Annotated in this window: 17 protein-coding genes and 2 pseudogenes; 10 read left to right on the forward strand and 9 right to left on the reverse strand. The window is 59.1% G+C overall.

Annotated features, from left to right (window positions below; all coding sequences use genetic code 11):
* Positions 1 to 929: 929 nt before the first annotated feature.
* From PWG15_RS32835 to cueR, 3 genes are all read right to left on the reverse strand, one after another.
* Positions 930 to 1,295 carry a RidA family protein gene (locus PWG15_RS32835; RefSeq protein WP_275027658.1) on the reverse strand — a complete coding sequence of 122 codons (366 nt, stop codon included), beginning with the start codon at positions 1,293 to 1,295 and terminating at the stop codon, positions 930 to 932.
* A gap of 118 nt (positions 1,296 to 1,413) precedes the next feature.
* The gene (locus PWG15_RS32840; protein ID WP_275027659.1) at positions 1,414 to 1,914 is read right to left on the reverse strand and encodes a 2-thiouracil desulfurase family protein; all 501 of its coding nucleotides are present in this window, start codon (positions 1,912 to 1,914) and stop codon (positions 1,414 to 1,416) included.
* A gap of 95 nt (positions 1,915 to 2,009) precedes the next feature.
* Positions 2,010 to 2,519 (reverse strand): Cu(I)-responsive transcriptional regulator, encoded by a 510-nt coding sequence (cueR, locus tag PWG15_RS32845; protein WP_275027660.1) that lies wholly within the window; start codon positions 2,517 to 2,519, stop codon positions 2,010 to 2,012.
* Between the two features lie 435 nt (positions 2,520 to 2,954).
* Between cueR and PWG15_RS32850 the strand changes: the two genes are divergently transcribed.
* Positions 2,955 to 4,070, forward strand: a complete 1,116-nt coding sequence (locus PWG15_RS32850; protein WP_275027661.1) for a DJ-1/PfpI family protein — start codon at positions 2,955 to 2,957, stop codon at positions 4,068 to 4,070.
* Positions 4,071 to 4,497: 427 nt separating this feature from the next.
* Here the strand turns inward: PWG15_RS32850 and PWG15_RS32855 are convergent, their stop codons facing one another.
* Entirely contained in the window at positions 4,498 to 4,986 is a 489-nt protein-coding gene (locus tag PWG15_RS32855) for an Lrp/AsnC family transcriptional regulator (protein WP_275027662.1), read from the reverse strand.
* Between the two features lie 108 nt (positions 4,987 to 5,094).
* On the opposite strand from PWG15_RS32855, the gene PWG15_RS32860 reads away from it, so the two are divergent.
* The 6 genes from PWG15_RS32860 to PWG15_RS32885 all read left to right on the forward strand — a co-directional run bounded on the left by PWG15_RS32860 (position 5,095) and on the right by PWG15_RS32885 (position 12,476).
* Positions 5,095 to 6,291, forward strand: a complete 1,197-nt coding sequence (locus PWG15_RS32860; protein ID WP_275027663.1) for a diaminopropionate ammonia-lyase — start codon at positions 5,095 to 5,097, stop codon at positions 6,289 to 6,291.
* Between the two features lie 226 nt (positions 6,292 to 6,517).
* Entirely contained in the window at positions 6,518 to 7,621 is a 1,104-nt protein-coding gene (locus PWG15_RS32865; protein ID WP_275027664.1) for a branched-chain amino acid ABC transporter substrate-binding protein, read from the forward strand.
* A gap of 338 nt (positions 7,622 to 7,959) precedes the next feature.
* Entirely contained in the window at positions 7,960 to 9,132 is a 1,173-nt protein-coding gene (locus tag PWG15_RS32870) for a M24 family metallopeptidase (RefSeq protein WP_275027665.1), read from the forward strand.
* Positions 9,133 to 9,215: 83 nt separating this feature from the next.
* Complete coding sequence (locus PWG15_RS32875; RefSeq protein WP_275027666.1) at positions 9,216 to 10,052, forward strand: transporter substrate-binding domain-containing protein; 837 nt, start codon at positions 9,216 to 9,218, stop codon at positions 10,050 to 10,052.
* A gap of 61 nt (positions 10,053 to 10,113) precedes the next feature.
* The gene (locus PWG15_RS32880; RefSeq protein WP_275027667.1) at positions 10,114 to 11,622 is read left to right on the forward strand and encodes an amino acid ABC transporter permease/ATP-binding protein; all 1,509 of its coding nucleotides are present in this window, start codon (positions 10,114 to 10,116) and stop codon (positions 11,620 to 11,622) included.
* 89 nt (positions 11,623 to 11,711) lie between these two features.
* Positions 11,712 to 12,476 carry an amidohydrolase family protein gene (locus PWG15_RS32885; protein WP_425536846.1) on the forward strand — a complete coding sequence of 255 codons (765 nt, stop codon included), beginning with the start codon at positions 11,712 to 11,714 and terminating at the stop codon, positions 12,474 to 12,476.
* A gap of 191 nt (positions 12,477 to 12,667) precedes the next feature.
* On the opposite strand, the gene PWG15_RS32890 is transcribed toward PWG15_RS32885, so the two are convergent.
* A complete protein-coding gene (locus PWG15_RS32890; RefSeq protein ID WP_275027668.1) occupies positions 12,668 to 12,811 on the reverse strand; it encodes a hypothetical protein in 144 nt (47 codons plus the stop codon).
* A gap of 103 nt (positions 12,812 to 12,914) precedes the next feature.
* Between PWG15_RS32890 and PWG15_RS32895 the strand changes: the two genes are divergently transcribed.
* Positions 12,915 to 13,577 carry an adenylate/guanylate cyclase domain-containing protein gene (locus PWG15_RS32895; RefSeq protein WP_275027669.1) on the forward strand — a complete coding sequence of 221 codons (663 nt, stop codon included), beginning with the start codon at positions 12,915 to 12,917 and terminating at the stop codon, positions 13,575 to 13,577.
* Positions 13,578 to 13,733: 156 nt separating this feature from the next.
* Positions 13,734 to 14,963: pseudogene (locus PWG15_RS32900) on the forward strand (FAD-binding oxidoreductase); the annotation flags it as partial.
* A gap of 86 nt (positions 14,964 to 15,049) precedes the next feature.
* Here PWG15_RS32900 and PWG15_RS32905 read toward each other — a convergent pair.
* Together PWG15_RS32905 and PWG15_RS32910 are read right to left on the reverse strand one after the other, a co-directional pair.
* Positions 15,050 to 15,754, reverse strand: a pseudogene (locus PWG15_RS32905) (IS6 family transposase).
* Between the two features lie 241 nt (positions 15,755 to 15,995).
* Entirely contained in the window at positions 15,996 to 16,604 is a 609-nt protein-coding gene (locus PWG15_RS32910) for a hypothetical protein (RefSeq protein ID WP_275027670.1), read from the reverse strand.
* Positions 16,605 to 17,589: 985 nt separating this feature from the next.
* Between PWG15_RS32910 and PWG15_RS32920 the strand changes: the two genes are divergently transcribed.
* A complete protein-coding gene (locus PWG15_RS32920) occupies positions 17,590 to 18,546 on the forward strand; it encodes a FecR domain-containing protein (protein WP_275027671.1) in 957 nt (318 codons plus the stop codon).
* 868 nt (positions 18,547 to 19,414) lie between these two features.
* Here PWG15_RS32920 and PWG15_RS32925 read toward each other — a convergent pair.
* Together PWG15_RS32925 and PWG15_RS32930 are read right to left on the reverse strand one after the other, a co-directional pair.
* Positions 19,415 to 20,752 carry a TadE/TadG family type IV pilus assembly protein gene (locus tag PWG15_RS32925; RefSeq protein ID WP_275027672.1) on the reverse strand — a complete coding sequence of 446 codons (1,338 nt, stop codon included), beginning with the start codon at positions 20,750 to 20,752 and terminating at the stop codon, positions 19,415 to 19,417.
* Positions 20,753 to 20,967: 215 nt separating this feature from the next.
* Complete coding sequence (locus tag PWG15_RS32930) at positions 20,968 to 22,344, reverse strand: FAD-binding oxidoreductase (RefSeq protein WP_275027673.1); 1,377 nt, start codon at positions 22,342 to 22,344, stop codon at positions 20,968 to 20,970.
* Positions 22,345 to 22,350: the final 6 nt, after the last annotated feature.

The raw sequence follows: 22,350 nt of genomic DNA on the forward strand, positions 1-22,350 counted from the left end.
CAATTAATTTGGTCTTCGATTCTGACCGTACGACTTCGCGAGGCAGGGGGAGGGGGCTGTTTCAAGGCTGTTGGTAAGGCCAACGTGGGACTGCAAGGAATTCCGCTTTTCCAATTTATTGGCATGAGTGCCGCGGCGGGATTGTTTATGACGGTGCGGTCCACGGCCGTTACGGTGAAGGGACGATGCGCCGGGGAGATCATGAAGAAAACGGAACTGTGCAAGTACCGCATTGACATAGAATTCCGCCGTTCGGCAATGAAGCCGTTCAGTCACCAAAGATATTGGCAGCGAAATGCGGCGCGAAGGGTTGGGGTGGCTGCGCACGATGACACCGGATGGCCGGCGTCATCCATAATCAACTGCGGGTGAAGGCTCAAAAGAGGCTGACGGGAAAGGGTGCGACACGGAACTAAGCAAGCCGCGCCAAGCCAAGCAAGGAGAAGCAGATCGAATATGGCAGGGAACTGATCGCGATCAAAGCTCAACTTCCGCACGGTCATTTCGGGCCGTTGGGTCTGGATTGATTCCGGATTGTCGCCTGGCACCGTACAGAACTACATGCGCCTCGCCAGACAAGCAGACCTGCAGGAGCGATCGGCGGCGTAGCGGTCCCACACGCGCCGTTCGGCATTGAAGCTTCCACATGATATCCCTGCGAGGAAAAATGGGAGGGTGATGTGATGCTATACACTCACCGCTGCAAGGACTTCCCCGGCTTGGAAGCCTGTCCAGGATCATTCTACAGCCGAGACTGAAGCGGAGCTGCGGAAGCACATTGAGCTTCACGGCGCGACCGCTCATGGTGAAAACCCGGAACAGTGGTCCAAGGAAGACCGCGAACAGGTCGCGAAGATCATCTGCCAGTCATAAGGCAAATCGCGACAAAAAGGAGAGCGAGATCTCGACCGGAGCCGCGTTGAGGGCGCTCAGCGCGCCGCAATTGCTTGCACCTTGATGCGGCCACCGAAGGGGAGCTTGGCGGCCTGATAGATGGTCCGTGCCGGCCGTTGTCCTTCAGGGAACAGCTCCGCGTAAAGGCGGTTGATGTCCTTTACGTCGGCCAGATCTATGAATGCCAAATCGACATAGACGATGTCGGCAGCGCTGAAGCCGGCAGCTTCGGCAATCCGGAATACATGTGCAAAAGCACGCTTGGCCTCTTCCATCGTACTGCCGGGAACATAGGCACCGTCGTCGCCGACGGACAGCTGGCCACTGATCCAGCATTGATTGCCGACAACGACTGCGTTGCTGATGGGGGACGGCGACGGCGGGACGCCGTCAACGTCCACGATATATCGTTTTGTCATGTCTTGTTCCTAATTTTTGGGGGCTCAACTTGAAACGTGGTTGGTGCAAGCTCCACATCCTGTTCGCCCAGGGAAATCCCTGCGAACGAACGGGACGTCATCATCGTACCGCATCCATGCTCAGGCGGGCGGCGAGATGCGTGATCTCGCTCTGGGCATAGACCGCGACGCCGATTTCCCGCAGGGCAGCGGCGACCACGCCCTGACCGAACTTGCGCGCACCGTCGTACCGGCCCGCGTAAACGAACGAGGAGCCGCATGCCGGGCTTCCATCGGTAAGGAGTGCGTAGCCGCATCCTTTGGTCGTTGCGGTCGACACGGCGATCCGCGCGGCTTGGAGAAAGGATTCGGTGACGTCGCGGCCGCTGTTTTCGAAGACCCGCGCCGCGCCGAAAAGAACGTCTCCGCCGCCGAATTCTGCCTCGATCTCCGCTGGCGGGCGCGGTATGGCGAAACCGGCCGCGACCTCGGGACAAAGTGGAACTACCCAGCCTTCCTGCTGCCATTTGCGCAGCAGGTCGCTTTCGAACGGCTTTGCGCTGCCATCGTAGCGCACGCGTTCACCAAGCAGACAGGCACTGACGAGGATCTTTGGGTTCATTCACTATTCCCGCGCGGACTGTTTCTGCTTGCGGAGGCGAATTCTAACACGTCGCCGCAGCGGCACTCTGGCGGCGGTCCCATGACTTACACGCGTCAGGCCCGCAGCCTTTGGGCTGTAAATGTGGTTGTGGGCGCCGCTCGCCTCTTCATGGTGCTGGATAACGTCGCTACGCCATCGAAACGGGGCGTAGTGGTTGTTTTCGTCACGTTGGGTTCGCCGGAAGCCATGTGATCGATGATCGGACAAACCGGATGCTCATTGCCCGAACAGGACTTTACCAGCCGCCGCACATTACCGAGTATCGCCTGCATTTCGGCAATTCTGGTCTCCAGCTCTCGCACCTGCTCAAGCGCGATGTCCCTGGCATCCGCGCTTGCCCGGCGGTCATTCTGCCAGAGATTGATGAGCCGCTGGATGTGTTCGACCAAAAACCCAAGGTCTCGTGCCTTCCGGATGAACCGAAGCGTGCTGAGATCTCTCCCGCGATAGACGCGGTAACCGGACAGCGTTCGAGGTGCGGGCGGGATAAGACCGATGCTCTCATAGTACCGAATCATTTTGACCGACAGGCCTGTCGCTTTTGACGCTTCACCAATGTTCATCGCGCTTTCCTTCCTAACACCTGGGATGCAGATCACTGGATCTGCCAGACTGTGAAGGTTCCAACGCTTGGAGGGTCAAGAAAAAAGTTCGGGTCGAGCGCAAGAGAATGGAAAGACCTTCGCTGAAAGCCCGGCAGGGCAATTCCGAGTAGACGACGCTAGGAAATTGATGATCGCGTCTTGACCCTCCAAGCTTTGGAAGCCCCAAGTTGACCATTGCGCAACCGAATATGGAGTGTAGCGTGCCGCGTGTTAAAGTTCCCGATTGGGCCTGCAATCATTGCGCCAGGGCCACGCGATGCGGCCTCTGCATCACACGGTCGGCGACGCGCGATGACGTTCTCACGGAAAAGACCTTCCTGGAGGCATGAAGTGTCCCTACTCAGCAAGATTTTCCTTTGCGTGGCGATTACTGCGGGCACGGCGACTGCAGCTGTGGCCACCTATGGTCACATCCAGTTCCCGCCAGAAAGCGCCGCCGCCCCGTCGGTTTTGGCGCCCATTTCGGTCGAGGAGCATACGGCCACCATCAACGCCATGCGGCCGCCTAAGCGCCAACGGCCGGTCGTCGCCGTCATCGGCCAGAACGAGGGTGCCGAGATCACCGACTTCGTTGTGCCTTATGGCGTCCTGGCTCGCTCCGGCCTTGCGGACGTGATTCCCGTGGCCCCGAGGGACGGGGCGATCAAGTTGACACCGGCACTTTCGGTCGCGGCCGACGCCTCGACCGCGGAATTCGATCGCCGATTTCCCGACGGCGCCGACTACGTGATCGTGCCGAAGATCGAAGACTCGGCAGATCCACAAGTGGTGACTTGGATCCAAGAGCAGTCCGCCAAGGGCGCGATCATCGTCGGAATCTGTGCGGGCACCAAGACGCTGTCCGCCGCGGGGCTGTTCGCCGGACGCAGAGCCACGGCCCACTGGTACGACATCGCCAAGCTGCGCGAGGACAACCCGTCGATGACCTGGGTGCAGGACCGCCGTTACGTGGTTGACGGGAACGTGGTTACGACGACCGGTGTCAGCGCGTCGATCCCAATCTCACTTGCGCTCGTCGAGGCAATCGGCGGTCGGGCGCGTGCCACCGAACTCGCCGCGGAACTTGGTGCGACAAACTGGGACGCCCGTCACGATAGCAGCGCGTTCTACCTCGACCGCACAGACTTCTGGGTCCAGCTGCGCAACAGCGCCCGGATCTGGGCGCATGAAGAACTCGGCGTTCCCGTCTCCGACGGCATCGACGAGATCTCGCTTGCGCTGGTCGCGGACGTCTATTCTAGGACCCGCCAGTCAATTGCTGTATCTCTGGCCAAGGATCTTGCGCCAGTGACGACGCGCTCGGGTTTACGGCTATTGCCTGACTACGCCATTGATGATGCCGATCTCGACATCGTTCTCGACCCGATCGATGACGCGGCCCCGTTGAAGGCGCTCGACATCGCGCTGAACGAGATCAAGGCGCATTACGACCGCGAAACCGCGGCCTTCATCGCCCTTCAGATCGAGTACGCGTGGCCTCAGCCTCACGAGGCGGTGATTTCAGATTGACGATGCTCTCGAGCTTCCGAATTAGGGCCAGGTCCCACAAGTCCTGGCCTTTTTTCAGCTCTGCGATCCCGAGGAAGCGCGCGTGCCGCATGAGGTCTACCTCGCGCGTCGCACGCCGCAAGTGTCGCAGTTGCGAAACGCAAGGGGGGCCTCCCCAACACGGGACGCGGCGATATACCGCCTCGCACTCGAAACCTTAAGCCGATGCTACGGACAGTCAGAAGGTGCTTGACCTCACCACGCCGAATAGAGAAGACAACCCCATCACTTATAAGCCAGATAAAATCTGGCGCTGATTTTCGCGAACTGGTTCGCAACTTTGGTTCGACGTCGTCTGACGCGAGGCAATCGAACAGGATGCTGCAGTTGGATGTTGGTCAAAGCCGCGGACGACGCAGCGCTCGCACTTTGGTATCCGGGCGATGCTCTAGCCAATCGGGATCGACATGCCAACCTTCACCCTGTCCATGGCAACGAAGGTGCGAAAGTGCTTCACATTGTTGTTCTCGAAGAAGAGCCTTTTGGTCAGAGCCTCGTATTCGCTCATGGATCGGACGGAGATTACCAGCATGAAGTCCGCGTCTCCCGTGACATAGTAGCACTGTTGAACTTCAGGCGCCGCGACAAACGAGCGCTTGGCGGCCTCATAAAGGTCTATTCGTTCGCTCTCCATTGCTACTTGCACGAACAAAGTGATCGATTGTCCGATCTTGGTCGGATCAATGATCGCGATGTTGGCCTGGATCACTCCCGTATCCTCTAACCTTTTGATGCGACGCTGAACAGCAGGAGCAGAGAGGTTGACCATCTCCGCTATCTTTCGCTGGGACATTTTATTGTCTTGCTGAAGAAGCTGCAGAATCGACTTGTCGACGCGGTCGAGTGATACGTGCACGGTTTCTGAATTTTCGCTCATTTGGATTGGTAAAATAGAGGGAAAGCATCGGATCTGTGCGCAAAATCAAGCACAAATTCCGATCAGCTTGCAATATTGTAAATTACCTTAAACGAGTGGGCAGTTACAATGCTGTTAATCAACCGGCACCCGGACCATGGCGCGAAGCTTGAAACGATCGATGCAGAGACACTGGGCCTCGAAGCTGCTGCGGAAGTTGAACGTTTCCTGAAGCATCGTGACGGGCATCGCGAGACCCCTCTTGTGTCCCTTGATCAACTTGCACGAGAGCTGGGCGTCGGCAGCATCCAAATGAAAGACGAGGGGCATAGGCTCGGCCTCGGAAGCTTCAAAGCGCTTGGCGGGTCCTACGCGGTCATTCGGCTGGTCCTAGAGGAAGCCGCGCGTCAGTTCGGACGGGATGTGGACGTCACGGAGTTGCTTTCGCCGGAGGTGAGGGCGATTGCCAGACGTATTACCGTTTCCTGTGCGACGGATGGAAATCATGGGCGCTCTGTCGCTCAGGGCGCTCAGCTCGTTGGCGCGAATTGCGCAATCTTTGTGCATTCCGGCGTGAGCAATGAAAGGATTGCGGCGATCGCTCGCTTCGGAGCGCAGATGATCCGCGTTGATGGAAACTACGACGACTCCGTCGAAGAGGCCACGAGTGCAGCGCAGCAGAACGGCTGGCTGACGGTCTCGGATACCTCGTGGCCCGGCTACGAGCGCATTCCCGGATTCGTCATGCAGGGTTACACCGCGCTACTCAGCGAAGCGGTGCGTCAAATGCCTACGAGGCCGACCCATGTTTTCATTCAGGCGGGCGTCGGCGGCATTGCTGCGGCCCTCGCAGCATATTTCTCGCTCGCTTATGGCGACGAGCGACCTTTCCTGACGGTCGTTGATCCGTCGCGAGCAGCTTGCCTATACGAAACCGCTAAGGCCGGCGAAATCGTCAAGGTGGATCACGCATCGTCGACCATGATGGCCATGCTCGAGTGCTATGAGCCCTCTCTTGTCGCTTGGCGCATCCTATCCCGCGTTGCCGATGCGTTCATGACCGTTGAAGACGAGGACGCGATTGACGTGATGCAGCGCCTTGCCAACCCCTTGCCGGGCGACCCGGCTGTCGTGTCGGGCGAGAGTGGGGGTGTCGGCTTGGCCGCGCTAATCAAGGTCGCTCATGACGCGGAACTGCGCACCAAGCTGAAGCTTGGCCCGGATTCGTGTGTCTTCTTGATCAACACGGAAGGTGCGACCGATCCGGACGTCTACAAGCAGCTCGTCGGCCTGACCCCCGAAGAGGTCGCTAGCCGCAACCGATGAGAAGGGACGAAACACTCGGATTCATACACGGAGTGAACACGCACGCCGCAATCGTCAGGCGCCGCCTGCCGAAAACGTGAAGTCGCGATACCGGTGCTAAGAGCTGGTAGACGGACCCGACCAACTTTCGAACCGGCACTCATTCATAGCCTAAAGATTACGGACCAGGACGCGTTCTGGCACGCGGAAACGTTTGACCGAAGTACAAGAAAAGAGGGGAATGAAGGTGAGAAAATTCGTTTTAGCAGCCAGTCTTCTTGCAACAACAATCAGCTCGTCCGCTTGGGCCGACACGATCATCGGCTGGGCGGGACCGGTCACGGGCGGGAGCGCCGGCGTGGGAGAGCAAAACCTCAATGGCGTGAAGCAGGCCGTCGAGGACATCAATGCTGCCGGAGGTATCCTCGGTGAGAAGGTCGTTCTCCAAATCGAAGATGACGCTGGAGATCCGAAGCAGGCGGTATCCGTTGCAAATCACCTCGCTGCCGCTGGCGCTCAGTTCGTCGTAGGGCACCAGAATTCTGGCGCGTCCATTCCGGCGTCCGATGTCTACCTCGAGAACGGCATGTTCCAGATCACGCCGGCTTCGACAAACCCCAGCCTGACCGAACGTGGCCTCTGGAATACGTTCCGTACCTGCGGTCGCGACGACCAGCAGGGGACGGTCGCAGGCAACTATCTGACGAAAGCCTTTACCGGCAAGAAAGTGTTCCTCGTCCACGATAAGACGCCGTACGGCCAAGGGCTTGTCGAGGAGGTCAAGAAGGCCATCAATGGCGGAGGCCTTGCGGAGGCTGGCTTTGAAGGCGTTACCGTCGGCGACAAGGACTTCTCGGCTTTGATCGCAAAGATCAAGGAGTCCAAGGCCGATGTGGTCTACTTCGGCGGCATCTACACCGAGGCCGGGCTCATCCTGCGCCAACTGCGCGACCAAGGAAGCAAGATCCCGATGATCGGCGGTGACGCGATGTTCTCGACGGAGTTCTCGGCGATTGCCGGTCCTGGGGCAGACGGTACGCTTATCACGTTCGGTCCCGATCCTCGCAACAATCCTGCGGCTGCAGATGTGGTCAAGAGATTCGACGAAAAGAAGATCGATCCGGAAGGCTTCACGCTTTACGGCTACGCTGCAATGCAGGTCATTGCAGCCGGAATCAATGCGGCCGGTAAGGCGGATGCTCAGGCGGTGGCCGACAAGCTCCACAGCGGCGTAGTTATCAGTACGGTCATCGGGCCGCTCTCCTACAACCAGAAGGGTGATATCACCCGGCTGGACTTTGTCCTCTACGAACTGAAGGACGGTAAGTTCGTGGAACGCACTGCCAACTGAATCGATAGTCATGACCGGGAAGCCGATGCGCGCAACAAACAAACACGCGTCGGGGCCGGTCAGGCATCCTGGCCGTCGCAAAGCGGCTTGAAGCGCCGGCGGGTGCACGGCGCGGTTGATCGTCTGGACATCGCGCGGTGTCCCGCGATCCAGAAACTCGCCGGAGATTCGGCTTGAACGAGCAGAGCCACGTTTCCTTCAAGGCGGAAGAAGCGACGGACCCGGCATCCTACGAGAACATTGTGGGCTCAAGTCCCGAGGACGTCCCCAGCAGAACCGAAGTGCACTCCAGATGAACACTGACCTTAAAGAAATTCCCAGAGTGAAAAGGAACAGAAGTGAGCGCCATTAAAATCCCGCAGCGCGGCTTTTCACCGAAGGAATTCGAAAGCCGTATAGAGCGCGCCAGGCAGATCATGCACAAGCACAAGTTTGACGCTCTGCTCGTTTCATCGCCGCCGAACGTCCGCTACTTCACAGGCTTGGACTCCCAGTTCTGGGAGAGCCCGACGAGGCCATGGTTCGTGGTCGTTCCGCTCGAAGGCGACCCGGTGGCAGTGATCCCGGAGATTGGCGCAGTCGAGATGGCGTTGACGTGGATGAGGGACATCCGCACCTGGCAGGCTCCAAATCCTGAAGACGACGGCATCTCCCTTTTGAGGTCCACGATCGAAGCTTTCCCGAGGCGGTACGGACGTGTCGGCGCGGAACTCGGGCGGGAGATGGCGATCCGAATGCCTATCACCGATCTGCTGAAGTTGCGAAACACTCTCGCAGTCGAGATCGCCGATGGCTCGCCTTGCATCTGGGAAATCCGTATGGTCAAGACACCGGCGGAAATCGAGCACATCCAGTACATATGCCAGATTGCGAGCGACGCCTACGAGGCGCTGCCGTGCAGCATTTCGATCGGCGAAAGCGAACGGGAAATCGCCCGTAAGCTGAGGATCGACATCGCCAGGCGCGGCGCCGATTCCACGCCGTTCATGCCAGCCATCGCCGGCCTCGGCGGCGTACCGCAGATCATATGCGGCCCTCACGACCGCCTTGTCCAGGAGGGCGACGTTCTCTTTATCGACACTGGCTCGACCTTCGACGGGTACTTCTGCGATTTCGACCGGAATTTTGCGATCGGGAACATCTCCGACGACGCCAAACGTGTGCACGACGCGCTTTGGCTCGCGACGGAAGCTGGTATCGCGGCAGCGGTCCCAGGCGCCAAGACCGATGACGTATTTCGCGCGATGGCCAAAATCATCGAGGAGGCGGGAGCCGTCGGCAACAACGTTGGTCGCCTGGGCCACGGACTGGGTATGCAGTTAACGGAACCGCCGTCGCATAGGCTCGGGGACGGTACGGTGATCCTAGAAAACATGGTGCTCACGATTGAACCCGGCATGGAATATGCGCCAGGCAAGATGATCGTCCACGAGGAAAACATCGCCATCACCAGGGATGGGCCGCTACTTCTTACCAAGCGCGCGCCCCGCGAAATGCCCACGATCCGCTGAACAAGTCGGCGGAAGCGGAAGAGCATAAGCTTCCAGTTCCCGGATGGATGGTCCGTCCGGGCAAACATAAAGGGGAATGAAGAATGCAGTGTAAGATCGCAGCGAGGACCGTCTTGTTGTTTGGCGCCCTAACGTTGGTAGTCGGTGCTGCTCCCACGGCGGGGGCTGACAATCTCAAGACGATCACCGCCGGGTCACTACTGGTCGGTTCGGATCAGGTCTATCCGCCATACGACTACGTCGAAGACGGCGTCACCAAAGGTTTCGATGCCGAGGTACTTGCCGCGATCGCGCCGAGGCTCGGCGTTAAAGTCCAGTTCATGGACACGCGCTTCGCGAATCTGATTCCGGGTCTTCAAGCGAGCCGCTTCGATGTGATCGCTTCAGCGATGTATTTAACGCCGGCCCGCGCCAAAGTGGTCGACTACGTCGCAGTTGCCAAGACAGGCGGCTCGTTGATGGTGCGCGCCGAAGACAACTTCGAACCCAAAAAGCCTGAAGAACTTTGCGGAAAGCGGGTGGCGAACCTGAAGGGCGCGGCTTGGGTGCCTGAACTTGAGAAGGTTTCGCAATCGAAATGCGGTTCCAACCCCATCGACGTCAAGGAGTTCGCCACCTCCGCCGAGGCCGCACAGGCCCTTCTCTCCCGCGGTGCTGACGTGGTCTTCGATGACTCTGGCGTGTCAAACGCTGCGGTGGTGGCCTCCAGCGGTCGACTGAAGATCACGTCGACTGAAATCCTCTTTCCGGTTGTCATGGGGTTCGCAGTGAAGAAGGGCAATGACGAACTCCTTACACGTCTCCAAGCGGCGTTCGCTCCTCTAAAGTCGAGCGACGAGTACAAGGCGATCCTTGCAAAATATAATCTCGCCCTGCCTACGGACGCCGAAGTTTCCGCCGCGCTGACAGAAAGCGAATAACCGCCTCTCGAATCCCGGGTCGCTCTGACGGCTCGGGTCAACTTCATATGGAACTGGAAACATGGCTTTCGATTGGCCTTACGCAGTCGGGCTCCTTTGGAGCCGCGACTTCTGGAATGCAACATTGTTGGTCGTTGAGCTTAGCGTTGCGACTTGGGTTCTGGCGGTAGTCATTGGCTTTGTTGTCGCGCTGGCACACCGCTCCGACCTCCTGCTGGTAAGGCGTGCCGCAGCGCTCTATGTCTGGTTCTTCAGAAGCCTTCCGCTGCTTGTCCTTCTGATCTTTGTCTATAATCTGCCGCAGGCGTTCCCTTCGACATCGGATTTGCTCTCGGTTCCGTTCGTCGCCGGATTGATCGCCCTGGTTTTGAGCGAAACCGCTTACATCGCTGAAATCCATCGCGGCGCTCTTGTGGCCATCGGAAGGGGGCAATATGAAGCGGGCCGAGTGTTGGGACTATCGCGCACAGGCGTCCAACGCCTTATCGTGATCCCGCAGGCGCTACGTATCGCATTGCCTGCTCTCGGAAACGAGTTCGTCTCGATCGTGAAGCTGACATCTCTCGTATCGGTGATCTCGCTTGCCGAGATTCTGTTGGTCGGCCAGCGTTACTACACGCAAAACTTCAAGGTAATCGAGACGATGGTCGCGGTTGCCTTCTACTACGTCCTGATCGTTACGGTTTTTGACATCGGGCTCAAGGCACTTGAGCGGCGGCTTGATTTCTCGAGACGTTTGGCTGAGCTCACGACAGAAGATGCGGAACCAAGTGGTGTCATCGCCAAAGGGATCGGCAATGACATCCGCGCCGCATTGACAAAGCCAGCGATACGCCTCGATCGCGGCGGAAAGTCTTTCGGAATCTATCCCGTCTTCACCGAATTGAGCCTGTCGGTCAAACCTGGTGAGGTCGTCTCCATCATCGGACCATCGGGCTCGGGCAAGACCACGCTCATCCGATCTCTGAACGGCCTCGAGACCCTCGATCAAGGGATTGTCTACCTCGAAGAAAAGCCCTTTCTGGCGGGATCGAAGGAAACATTCGGCAAATCTATGCGCCACAGCAGCCAGGATGCCCTCCGCATCGGCATGGTCTTTCAGAGTTTCAATTTGTTTCCGCACCGTACGGCGCTCGAGAATGTTATGATGGGGCCGCTCTACCATAAGCGCGGAACTTATGCCGAAGTGCGCAGCGAAGCGCGAGCGCTTTTGAACGAAGTCGGAATGCTTGTTCATGAGAACAAGTATCCGCATCAACTGTCTGGCGGCCAACAACAAAGGGTGGCAATCGCCCGTGCGCTGGCCATGCACCCTTCCATTCTGCTTTTCGACGAGCCGACATCCGCGTTGGACCCGGAAACCGTCGGAGAAGTGCTTCGTATCATGGCCGCATTGGCGCGATCCGGACGCACGATGGTGATTGTCACCCACGAGATGAAGTTCGCCATGGAAGTTTCCGACCGGGTGATCTTCATGGAGAACGGCAAGGTCGTCTTCGATGGCTCTCCCGCTTTGCTGGCGGAACGGAGAAGAGAGGACACGCGGCTTGCGGAATTCGTCCGCATCTAACAGATGCCGGATGTCCCGGAGGTTCGGCGGCCCGTCGAACGGAGGCAGAGCGAATTCGCCGTGACTTCCTGTCCGGCGATGATGCGCTTGTGACGATGGGGATTGCGTTGCGTGGACCCGAATTGAGTACTCTGGAGGTATGTCGGCGAGACTGGAAGGTCGCGCGCGAGCTCGATCTCCGTCCATCCGTGCACATCGGTAACACTCCAGCCGCCTTGGCGATGGAGCCAGTGAAGCTCCTGGAGCGTTGCGGCCTGCTGGTCGAGGGCGCTCACTACGTGCATGCAACCTGGTTGTCGGCCGACGAGCGACGCCGGATTGCGGAAAGCGGCGGTGGCGTCGTTATTACCCCGACGGCCGATAGCAGATTGCGTTTTGGGATCCCAGCCATCCACGCGACGATTGCGTCCGGGATCAGACCTGCGCTGGGCGTCGACGTCGTCACCTCCACGGCGGGCGACATGTTCGGCGAAATGCGCGCCGCCCACATGCTCTCCCGGATCCATAGCCAAGCCGACCAAAACGTAACTGCGACCGACGTCTTGCGGTTCGCGACAGGTGACGCTGCGACAGCCATCGGGCTTGCACATCGAGTCGGCAGCATCGAGCGGGGCAAGAAGGCAGATTTGATCCTTCTGAATCCAGACAGGTCTTTCTTGCCTCTGTCAGTCAATGTTAGCACGTTTGTCGCTTTTTACGCTGAACGCCAACACGTCGATACAGTGATTGTTGGCGGCCATCTCCTGAAGAGGAGGGGTCAATTGCTCGGCGTCAACAGGCACGCAATCAGGGCTAGGCTGAGGGCGTCACTAGCTGACCTGCGGGAGCGTGCACGAGCAAAAAAGCAGCCCTAGGGTCGGCGGGGAATTGTTGAGTTAAGGCAGTCCAGTTGAACGAAATGAGCAAAGTTCTGATTATCTGGTGCGTGCGTCCGAGAATTGCGAGCCAGTGGGCCAGCCAGTGGCGCGCGGCGTCAAGCAGACAGGCATACCTGACCTGTAACAGTCTCAAGCGCGCTCGCTGCCGTTGCTCTGTTACCGAACTCTCATCCAGCGGCGATCAGAGCTCGGCGGTGGTTGAACCGCCCAGGTTTCTGGGCCGCTGCAGAGTTTCCGGCTTCATTCAATGAGGCGGACAGGTTGTGCTTCCAAAATTGATCAATAATATCAGCATCTTGAGATCGTTCCATGAGGTCGTTCCTCGTCAAGAAAGGCAGCGCTCCTTCTTCCCTCTCATCGACTTGAATTTGCGTTACAATGCAACGGCCTTAACTAGTAGCGATGGAGAGCGATATGCGGCAGACACAGCATTCCGCTGACGTCTCGGCTACCATTGCATTCATAGATCTTGCGGGGTTTAGTGCCATTGCCGACGTTTATGGAGACTCAGCCGCGATTGACGTGCTTGAGATGTTCGAGAGCATGGTCTGCGACGCCCTTAGTGGATATGAGCCCCCAATTAAATGGATCGGGGATGAGGCAATGCTCTCGTTTTCTGAGCCGGAAATCGCGATCCAGGCCCTCGGAACGCTGTTGCAGACGTGCCGGAACGAACCACGGCTACCGCTCACTCGGGCGGGGCTGAACCATGGCCCAGTCATCCGCAGGGCAGGCGATCTCTTTGGATCGACCGTCAACATCGCAGCACGCATCGCGGCGCTCGCATCCCCCGGTCAACTGCTTGCCACTCGCCCCATTGCCGAGGCGGCCGTCGCCAAAGGAATTCTAGTGCGAGACCTCGGAACGGTGGCGCTTCGATCAGTAGTCGGGGAAGTCCCGCTCTATGAGATTGAGCTTGCTCCCTCGGCTGACCCCGCCTGGATCGACCCGGTGTGCAAGATGCATGCACCGTATTCATCCTACAGACGGGCCGCGCCGCAAGGACCGTGGTTCTGTTCGCGGCAATGCGAAGAAGCATATCGCAGATCCCCGCAGACATATGAGTTACCGCGGTGATCTTTGAGAAGCTAGAACGATCCGGCACCTTATTACCGTCCAGTCCAAACCGGCGCAGCCGGCGCTCGGACCGGATGCCCCTGCTGTAGCCTAGCATTCAACTGCGCAAGGATGCCATCGAGGTCTAGGTGGTTGTCTATCCACCTTGGAGGATAGTCGGCTGGCCGCTTCGCCGCGGAAAGCCAATTGCTCGTCTCCGTGCGGGGCGGCGGCCACAACATCGCCGGCAATGCGGTCTGCGACGGCGGCCTGATGATCGACCTCTCGCCGATGAAGTCGGTGCGTGTCGACCAGACGACAAAGCGGGCCTGGGTGGAGCCTGGCGCCACGCTTGCCGACGTCGATAAGGAGACACAGGCCTACCGCCTGGCGCTGCCGACCGGCATCAACTCGACGACCGGCATTGCCGGCCTGACGCTCGGCGGCGGGTTCGGCTGGACCACGCGCAAGTTCGGATTGACGCTCGACAACCTGATATCGGTCGACGTGGTGACGGCGAATGGCGAGCTTGTGCGCGCCACCCAGACGGACCACCGGGGCCTCTTCTGGGGCGTGAGGGGCGGTGGTGGCAATTTCGGCGTCGTCACGGCCTTTGAATTCCAGCTTCACGAGCTTGGCCCCGAGGTTCTCGCTGGCCTCGTGGTGCATCCCTTCGCCGATGCGGAGAGCGTTCTCAAACAGTATCGGCAGGTGCTCAAGAGCGCGCCGGACGAGCTCACCTGCTGGTCCGTCATGCGGCGGGCGCCGCCGCTGCCGTTCCTGCGGGAGGAATGGCACGGCAAGGAAATCCTCGCACTGGCGATGTGCTATTGCGGCGATCTCGAGACAGGTCAAAAGGCGACGGCGGCCTTGCGTGGCATCGGCAAGCCGATCGCCGATGTCGTCGGCCCGGCTCCTTTTGTGGCGTGGCAACAGGCCTTCGATCAACTGCTCGCGCCTGGCGCACGCAACTATTGGAAGAGCCATGACTTCATTGAGCTCTCCGATCAGACCATCGGTATACTGCTCGACGCCATCCGCCAATTGCCGGGACCGGAATGCGAGATTTTCATAGGCCATGTCGGCGGCGCCGCCGGCCGGGTCGCGGCGGAGGAGACCGCCTTCCCGCAGCGCAATTCGCATTTTGTCATGAATGTTCACGCGCGCTGGCGCGAACCGCAAATAGACCAAGCCTGCACCGAATGGGCACGGCGGCTCTTCGAGGCGGCTAGACCCTATTCCGCCGGCACGGCCTATATCAACTTCATGCCTGAGGACGAAGTCGACCGGGTCGAGGCGGCCTATGGCGGCAACTACCGCCGACTTGTGGAGGTCAAGCGGCGCTACGACCCACAGAACCTCTTCCGGGTGAACCAGAACATTCGGCCGATCGAGGAACACGGCTGAACCGCGATGCGCAAGACGAAATATGTCGCGTTGGAGTTGTCACGTTAACGAGCGGTGATCGAACTACGCCCCCCTGTTCTTTGAGATCAGGCAACCGCGTCCGTCACGGTTTTCCAATGCGCTATTGCGCGAATGCGGTGAATGTGAGTGGCCAGGGCTGATCGTTTGTAATGCGGGGTGACGAAGAGATTTCGGAGCGCCGAGAAGATCGAGATGAACCGCTGCAAGCTTCCGGCTGATCGGAAACCCTGCATTGTACGTTCCCGCTTTCGCAGCGGCAAATGAGAGTTTTCCGCTCGATTGTTGAGCCCCTTGTGGGACCTGTGCTCGACAGCCGGCATAACATCACGCTTTGCGGCGCTGTAGAAACGGAGCTTGTAGGTGATGATCCGTTTGGGCGACATGCCTGCCTTCTTCAATAGCCTGATCAGCAATCGCTTCGCGGCTTTCGTATCGCGCCGACTTTGAACGATCTCGTCGAGAACATAACCGTCCTGGTCAACGGCACGGCAGAGCCAGTGCTTGCGGCCGCCGATGGAAACCACCACTTCGTCCAGATGCCAGACGTCCCGGCGCGATGGCCGTCGGCGGCGGATTTGCTTTGCTCAGGCCGATCCGAATTTCCGACCCCATCGGCGGATCGTTTCGTACGAAACGACGATGCCGCGCTCCAGCAGCAATTCCTCGACCAGGCGCAGGCTCAGCGGGAACCGAAAGTACAACCAGACTGCATGGGCGATGATCTGCTGCGGGAAACGATGGCGCTTGTAGCTGATGACGCAATTCACCATCTCTACGCCCCACTCACTGACAGGAGGTTTACGTGACATCACCGGTGGTTCTTGTAGCTGATGGTCGGCGCGCTCCTCACGTCCGGTTATCCGTCAACCGTTAAACCACGAACAACGTGACAGCTCCCTTCAACATGACCCAGTGAATCAAAAACCCCCGGCTAAAGCCAGGGGTTTGTCAGAAGTCTGAGAAACGGCCCCGAACGGGGCCGTTTCTTTTCGCCGTGTGCCTCACGGTCTCTTACATCGGCCCGGGCATCATCTTGGTCGGCTTCTCCAGCATCGGAAAATCGGCCTTGCTGCATTTCACCTTCGGGTTCGTCGGACTGAACATGCCGTTCGGGTTGACCGCGAACAGCCAGGCGTGAAGATCGTAGTGCACGAACTCCTTCGGGATCAGCGGGTAGTGTCCCTCCATCGGCCCCATGAATTTCTGGCCGAACAGGCTTGGGGCTTCCTTGACGTCCGGCGTCAACGGCACCAGCCATTCCACGCCGACCAGTTTCAAGCCCTTCTTCGTCGGCTCGTAGATCAGGACGTTGGGCTTCATTGGGTCGAGCTGCTGGCCGATACTTGGGACGTTGACGAAATGGATGCCCATGGCACCCTTCGGATAGTCCATCGCGCCGGCTATCTTCTCGCCGCTGTAGTAGACGCAGCCGACGGTCGACAGATAGAGGTCGCGCACAGCGGCCGTGTAGTCCTCATACTTGGCCAGCGATTTCTTCAAGGCTTCGAGGTCGGCCTTGCTCGTATCTTCGGCCCGCGCCGTAGCAGCGCCAAGCCATGCCCCCAAAAGACCGGTTAAAACGAGGACGCCGCAGCGCCCAAGGCGAGCTGTTCTTGTCATGCATTCCTCCCAGATATGATCTGGCCGTGCAAGACCGAGGCGGAGAATGCAATTGCGCGGCCCGTTGTGCTCGCCCCATCCCCTCTGGAACGGCACCAATGCTACTCTTTTCCCTGGTGTTGGAAAAGTATCAATTAGAACAAGCTAATAGCCTAGGACTTTTGACCTAAAGCGCGTCGCGCTGAAACGAATTCAAGCGACGCGCTTCAGTCTTTGTTTTGATGCATGTCGTTCTCCCAAAACCGCTGCGCAATTTTGGGCGACATGCATTAATTTGCGGTCGCGCAAAAACACAAGCGGCCTCGGCTGACCGGACCAGTATCGCTGACAGTAGTTGACGATCGAAGGTGCGTTCTGCCCCAGGTAGGTGCCAAGATTGTTGATCAGCTCGTATAGCCACCTGATTTTGCCGGGGGCGTCGCGAAATCCGGCATGCTGATCCATTGGGCGAGCACTTGCCTCTCGGACATACCCGCTCACATCAGGATATTTGTCAATAATTCATGCAAATGGCATCGAATTGCTCCGGCGCCGATCGGCTCAATCGACTCTGTCCGCTGGACCGGTTGTTTTCCCGTCCTTCGGTTCTTGAACCATTCTCCAATGCGTGACCCTGATGCCGTGGCTGGCTTCGGTCACAGAGTGGCGTTCGGCTCCCTGTTTCCCATTCTCCTTGAAGAGCGCAGCCCAGTCCTGCCGGGCTCGCTAATAGGCGATCAGGTGTCATTTGGCACTGCAAAACGGAACCAAGGCTGCTGTTTGCAAAGTGGAAAGTTGTGTGCGCGACCAGAGTGGCCAGCGGCGGGATGGGCGCGCCCTTGATCCCGAGGCGATCACCGAGATTAGCACCAGTGCCGCTCTGTCGCTGTATCTCACCGTGATTGTCGCCGCGCATTTTACGGCTACTTCATAGACCCGCTACCTCCATTGGGCGAAAAGACATAAATCCCTGCAACGTGATAACAATAACGCTTTGGAGGGGGCCATGTTCTGCTTACGTGGTGCCGCACTCATAGCGCTATGTGCCGTGACGTTCAGTCCGACCATCGCCGCCGAACCTGTCGGTCAGGCAGTGGAGATTCGCACGGCGGTCAGCGGCGCGCGCGGGGCGATCGCGGTCAAGGACCCGATCTATCGGGACGAACGGATTTCGACATCGAAATCCGGCCTTGGCCAGTTCGTCTTCCAAGATGGCACCAAGCTTGCAGTCGGGTGGGGCTCCTCGGTGGTCATCGACAAGTTCGTCTACGACGATGCGAAGTCGGTGAAGAAGCTGACGATCATGGCCGCCAAGGGAACGTTCCGCTGGATCAGCGGCAAGTCCGGTCACTCCGCCTATCAGATCGTCACCCCGGCCGGCACCATCGGCGTTCGCGGTACCGCCTTCGATTTCTATGTCGGCCGCGACGGCACTACGGCCGTCGTGCTGCTTAGCGGTGCCGCAAGCTTCTGCGGCGCGGGCGGTTGCCGGCAATTGACGCAGCGCTGCGATTGCGTCGTTGCCAAGCCGGGCGGCGGCATCACCGATCCCAGAAGAGTCAGTCGCAATACATTGAAATCACTTGGCAATGCGAAAGCCCTTCCTTTCCTCTCCGGTGGGCAACGACTGTCCGGAGCGCTGGGCTGGGCGGGCGGTGGCTGCAGCCTTGCGGCGGCGATCAACGAAGACATTGAACCGAAGCCGAAAACTGTGCGACCCCCCGCCGTCGAGCAGGAGAGGCCGCGCCAGGATCCGCAGCAACCCGAAGAGAAACCGGACAAGCCGAACAAGCCCGACAAAAAGCCAGAAAAGCCTGCAGAGGAAGAAGGGTACCGCAACCGCCATTGGGAAACGAAACACCCCGACATCCGGGGCGAGGACGCCAACCACAAGGATGTGCTCGAACACGCAAACGACCACCAGAACAGGGGCAATAAGGGGCACAAGCATCACGACGATTGACAGTCGTTGGGGAAGGACCGTGGCCGCCGAGGGGCTGCTTCCAGTCAAGGGGTAGGTTGGTGAAAGCTCCGCCGGCCTGTTCTCGTGACCGCCGGTACGACGCTGTCGGCAGTGTCGGCGCGGGCCGTGCCCAAGCTATCCGTTTAGGCTGGGCAGTGGGCTTCCCACCCGGTCAAGTTGATCCATCATTAGCTGGGTGGTCACGGCGGACCGCCGCAAAAGCGCGCGTACACCGGCTATGGAGGCAACCCTTATAATGCGGCTCCGTGATACGGCTGTTGCAACGGCTATGAAGGTATGGTTATCGCCATGGCGGGTACCATCGCCACAATGATGGATGGTGGTATCCCTGGCCGCATTCGGGGGAGGTGGGTGGTCACCGGTGGCGCGATCGTATTACCGTCCCGACGGGGCTCTTCCGACGCGCCTCAGGGCGCGTTGAATGGTGCTATGACCACCGTCGTTCGCTCCGAGCCTGCGACAAATCTTTCGAGCCCTATTACGGGCAGCGCCAGCAATGTGTGTCGCTATATTACGGACAGCAGGGCTGGCCGCATTCGGAGCTTGTCGGATCGCTTTTCCACCTAGGTCAGGGTTTTCCGGCTGAGCGGGGTCAAAATTGTCAGCGTCGCGGCCGCCGATTTGAGGGCGCTGCGCCTCTCGCCCTTCGCCTCCCATGCCGGACTGAGGACTGCCATGTGTCGATCCCGGCTCGACCGTCCTTTTGACCTATTCGCTTTAGTGCGGAAGTCCTGGCGCCCGTGTGAAACAAACTGAAGGCCACTTTCAGCATCAAAGAAGTGTGCGACAGGGAGCGACACAGTCCTAAAGAGTGCCGCCCCGTTCTGCCTCGTCCGTCTGGTTGTTTCTATCTGACCAGACGGATTGCCCCCGGATTGTTGATGGTGTTGTTCGCAAGCGCTGCCTTGCAATCCAGCTTGAAGCTGCTGTTGCCGATCATGGTGATCTCCTGCGCGACGATGCGCACGCATTCGCCGCCGGTGGTACCACTGCCGGCATACTGGATCTCACGCGATGCCGGCATGTAGATGATCCCCGCAAGCGATGAGGCGCTGTTGCCGTTGATCGTCGCCGTCGACGTATTGTTCCTGGCGGCAACTATCGAGAAGCCTGCCCAGTCCCCTGTCTGGGATGGCGTGATCTTGAAGGTCGAGCCACCGTGAATGTCGAGCTGGGCGCCGTTCATCAGGAAGAAGGTGACGCCCTCACCGGTCAGCACCGACTGACTGGCGAGTTTCAGGGTGCCTCCGTCGATGATGTAGGAACCTGGCCGCAGAAGAACCTTACCCTTGATTTCCAGACCGCCGTAGGTTCCGGGCTTCAGTTCGACGGTATAGCCGGCGGGCGGGTTGTTCGGCGTCTTGCTCGTACCGTTGCAATCGCCATTGCCGCCACCGCCGTCCACGAAATTCTGCCCGCATCCCGAAAGGTTCACCCAGCTTCCCGTCGTGGGCATTTTCTTCGAAGGGAAGGGGTCTGGGATTGGCGCAACCTCTTCCACTGCCTTGGGGCAGGCAAGCGTGAGGTTGGCAAGCGTCGCCGAAACCTTGCCGGCGGTGTACAGACACTCGGTTTTGAGCGTGGCCGACCCGCTGAGATAGATCGACTGCGCATCGGTCGAGTCCGAGGTGATCGTACACCCGGAAGTGTCGACGGTGGCGCTGCCGCTCACTTCGAAAGCCCGGCTTGCTGTCGGATGGAGCGCCAGAATGCACGCTTCCCGCCCAGGCATGCGGGCGGCGACGCTGACGCGATCGATCGTGTAGGGCCGAAGACCGTAGAACAGCGGCGGGTATGTGTGCTCATAGGTCGCCGTTGCCGTCGTCTCAACGCCGAGAGAGCCGAAAGCAAGGCTAACTGTGTCGGAGGCAACTGGTGTCACTGAACTCCCCGAACTGAGTTCGTCGACGATTGCAGGCGTGCCGAAGTTGGCGAAGAAGGTCGTGTTCGCCAGATCTTTCGCTTTGGCTGCATCACCCCCGTCGCCATAGGACTTCAGCGCAGAGAAGGCGGCTGCATCGAGCCCGTCCTGCATCTTCACGGCTTCGAGATTGATACGAGCGAGATTGATAGCGACCGAAGCCCCCGTAAGCAACGGCACCATCACCAGAGCTGTCATAACGGCGAAGTTGCCGTTTTTGTCCTTGAGGATGCGGAAAAACTTCTCCCTGAAACTACCCAGCATCGCCCCGCTCCTTAATTTTTACATTAGAAGTAGGTAATATTTATCGCGCTAAAAAGCCGTTAAATGCGAACAGACATTTTGATCTATCGCGGTTCGCGATGTGCATATCTCGCTGATGAATTCCGGAGGCGCAACCAGCCCGCCCCCTGAATGAAGCCGGAAAACTCCAGCCTCCGCTGGTCCAGAAACCTGGGGCGGTTCAAATTCCTCTGACCTCAACGCGGCAGAATGTTCTGGTTCATGTGGAAGAGATTGTGTGGATCGTAGTCGCGCTTGACCTTCTGAAGCCTTGCGTAGATTTCCGCACCGAACGCATCGCGAACCAGAGTTTCACCTTCCCCAAAACCAGGAAAGTTCAGGTACAGGCGACCGGTGGAATAGGACTGCATATCCCGCCAAACGTCGCGAACCCACTCGATGTTGGTATCGTCCTCCGCCGGATTGGACCAGATTGCGTCGAGACTGAGCATGAAGGGCATGGAACGGTCGCCAAAGGCGGTGGCATCGGCGGCAACCCGTTGCACCGCGCCGCCAAACTTCCAGATCGACGCAAAGGTCATCTCGGACGGTCGTTTCGCCACGCGTTTAGTGATATCGGCGATAACGCCATTGTCGAGGCCCGACAGGTATGTCGATTTCCAGTAGCAGCGGTCGCGGCCAGCGGGAAACAACCCGTCGTAGATGGACTGAAGTGCACGGTATGGCATGCGGCCGCTGAAATCGAGCCGCGGTTCGCCAAGGCTGAGCAGGGGCTGCGTGACATGCTCTCCCTCTTCAGCCGGACCATCATAGACGGTGGCGAGCGTCAGCACACGCTTGCCCCATATGTCTTCCGGGTAGGCCGGGTCATTGGGTATGGTGGAAAACTCGGCAAGACCGCTGACTTCGTCCGGCGCCGAGGCCATATAGTCACGCCATTGCGGAAGGATGTCGTCGGCGCGCTCTTCGGGGTACGCGGGAGCGCAGAACATCAGCTCTTCCGCGATCGGATGGAGCCGAAATTCAAAGTTCACGACGATGCCGAAGTTGCCGCCACCGCCCTTCAGTGCCCACAGCAGGTCGGCGTTTTCCGTCTCGCTCGCATGGATCAGATCACCGCCGGCGGCAACCACGTCGGCGGCAACGAGATTGTCGCAGCTAAGACCGTGCATACCTCGCAGCCAACCGATGCCACCCGACAAGGTAAGCCCGGCCACGCCCGTGGCTGAAATCAGCCCGCCGGGCGTGGCGCGTCCGAAAGGCGTCGTAGCGGCGTCGACATCGCCCCAGGTGGCCCCGCCTTCGACATACGCCCGGTCAAGTCCAGACGTGATGCGGACTGCATTCATCGGAGACAGGTCGATCATCAGCCCGCCATCACAGACGGCATAGCCGGCGACATTGTGCCCGCCACCGCGAACGGCGATGGCGAGCCCGTGGGTGCGGGCGTGGTTTACCGACGCGACGACGTCGGCGGCGTTCCGGCATCTGGCGATCAGCGCGGGCCGCCTGTCGATCATGCCGTTCCATACCACTCGCGCAGCGTCGTAAGCGGCGCTTCCCGGAGCAAGCAGCTCGCCGCGCAGTTCACAGCGGAGTGCTTCATGCGTCATGTCCAT

Origin of the sequence: Ensifer adhaerens, from assembly GCF_028993555.1 — a bacterium.
GTDB classification, from domain to species: domain Bacteria; phylum Pseudomonadota; class Alphaproteobacteria; order Rhizobiales; family Rhizobiaceae; genus Ensifer; species Ensifer adhaerens_I.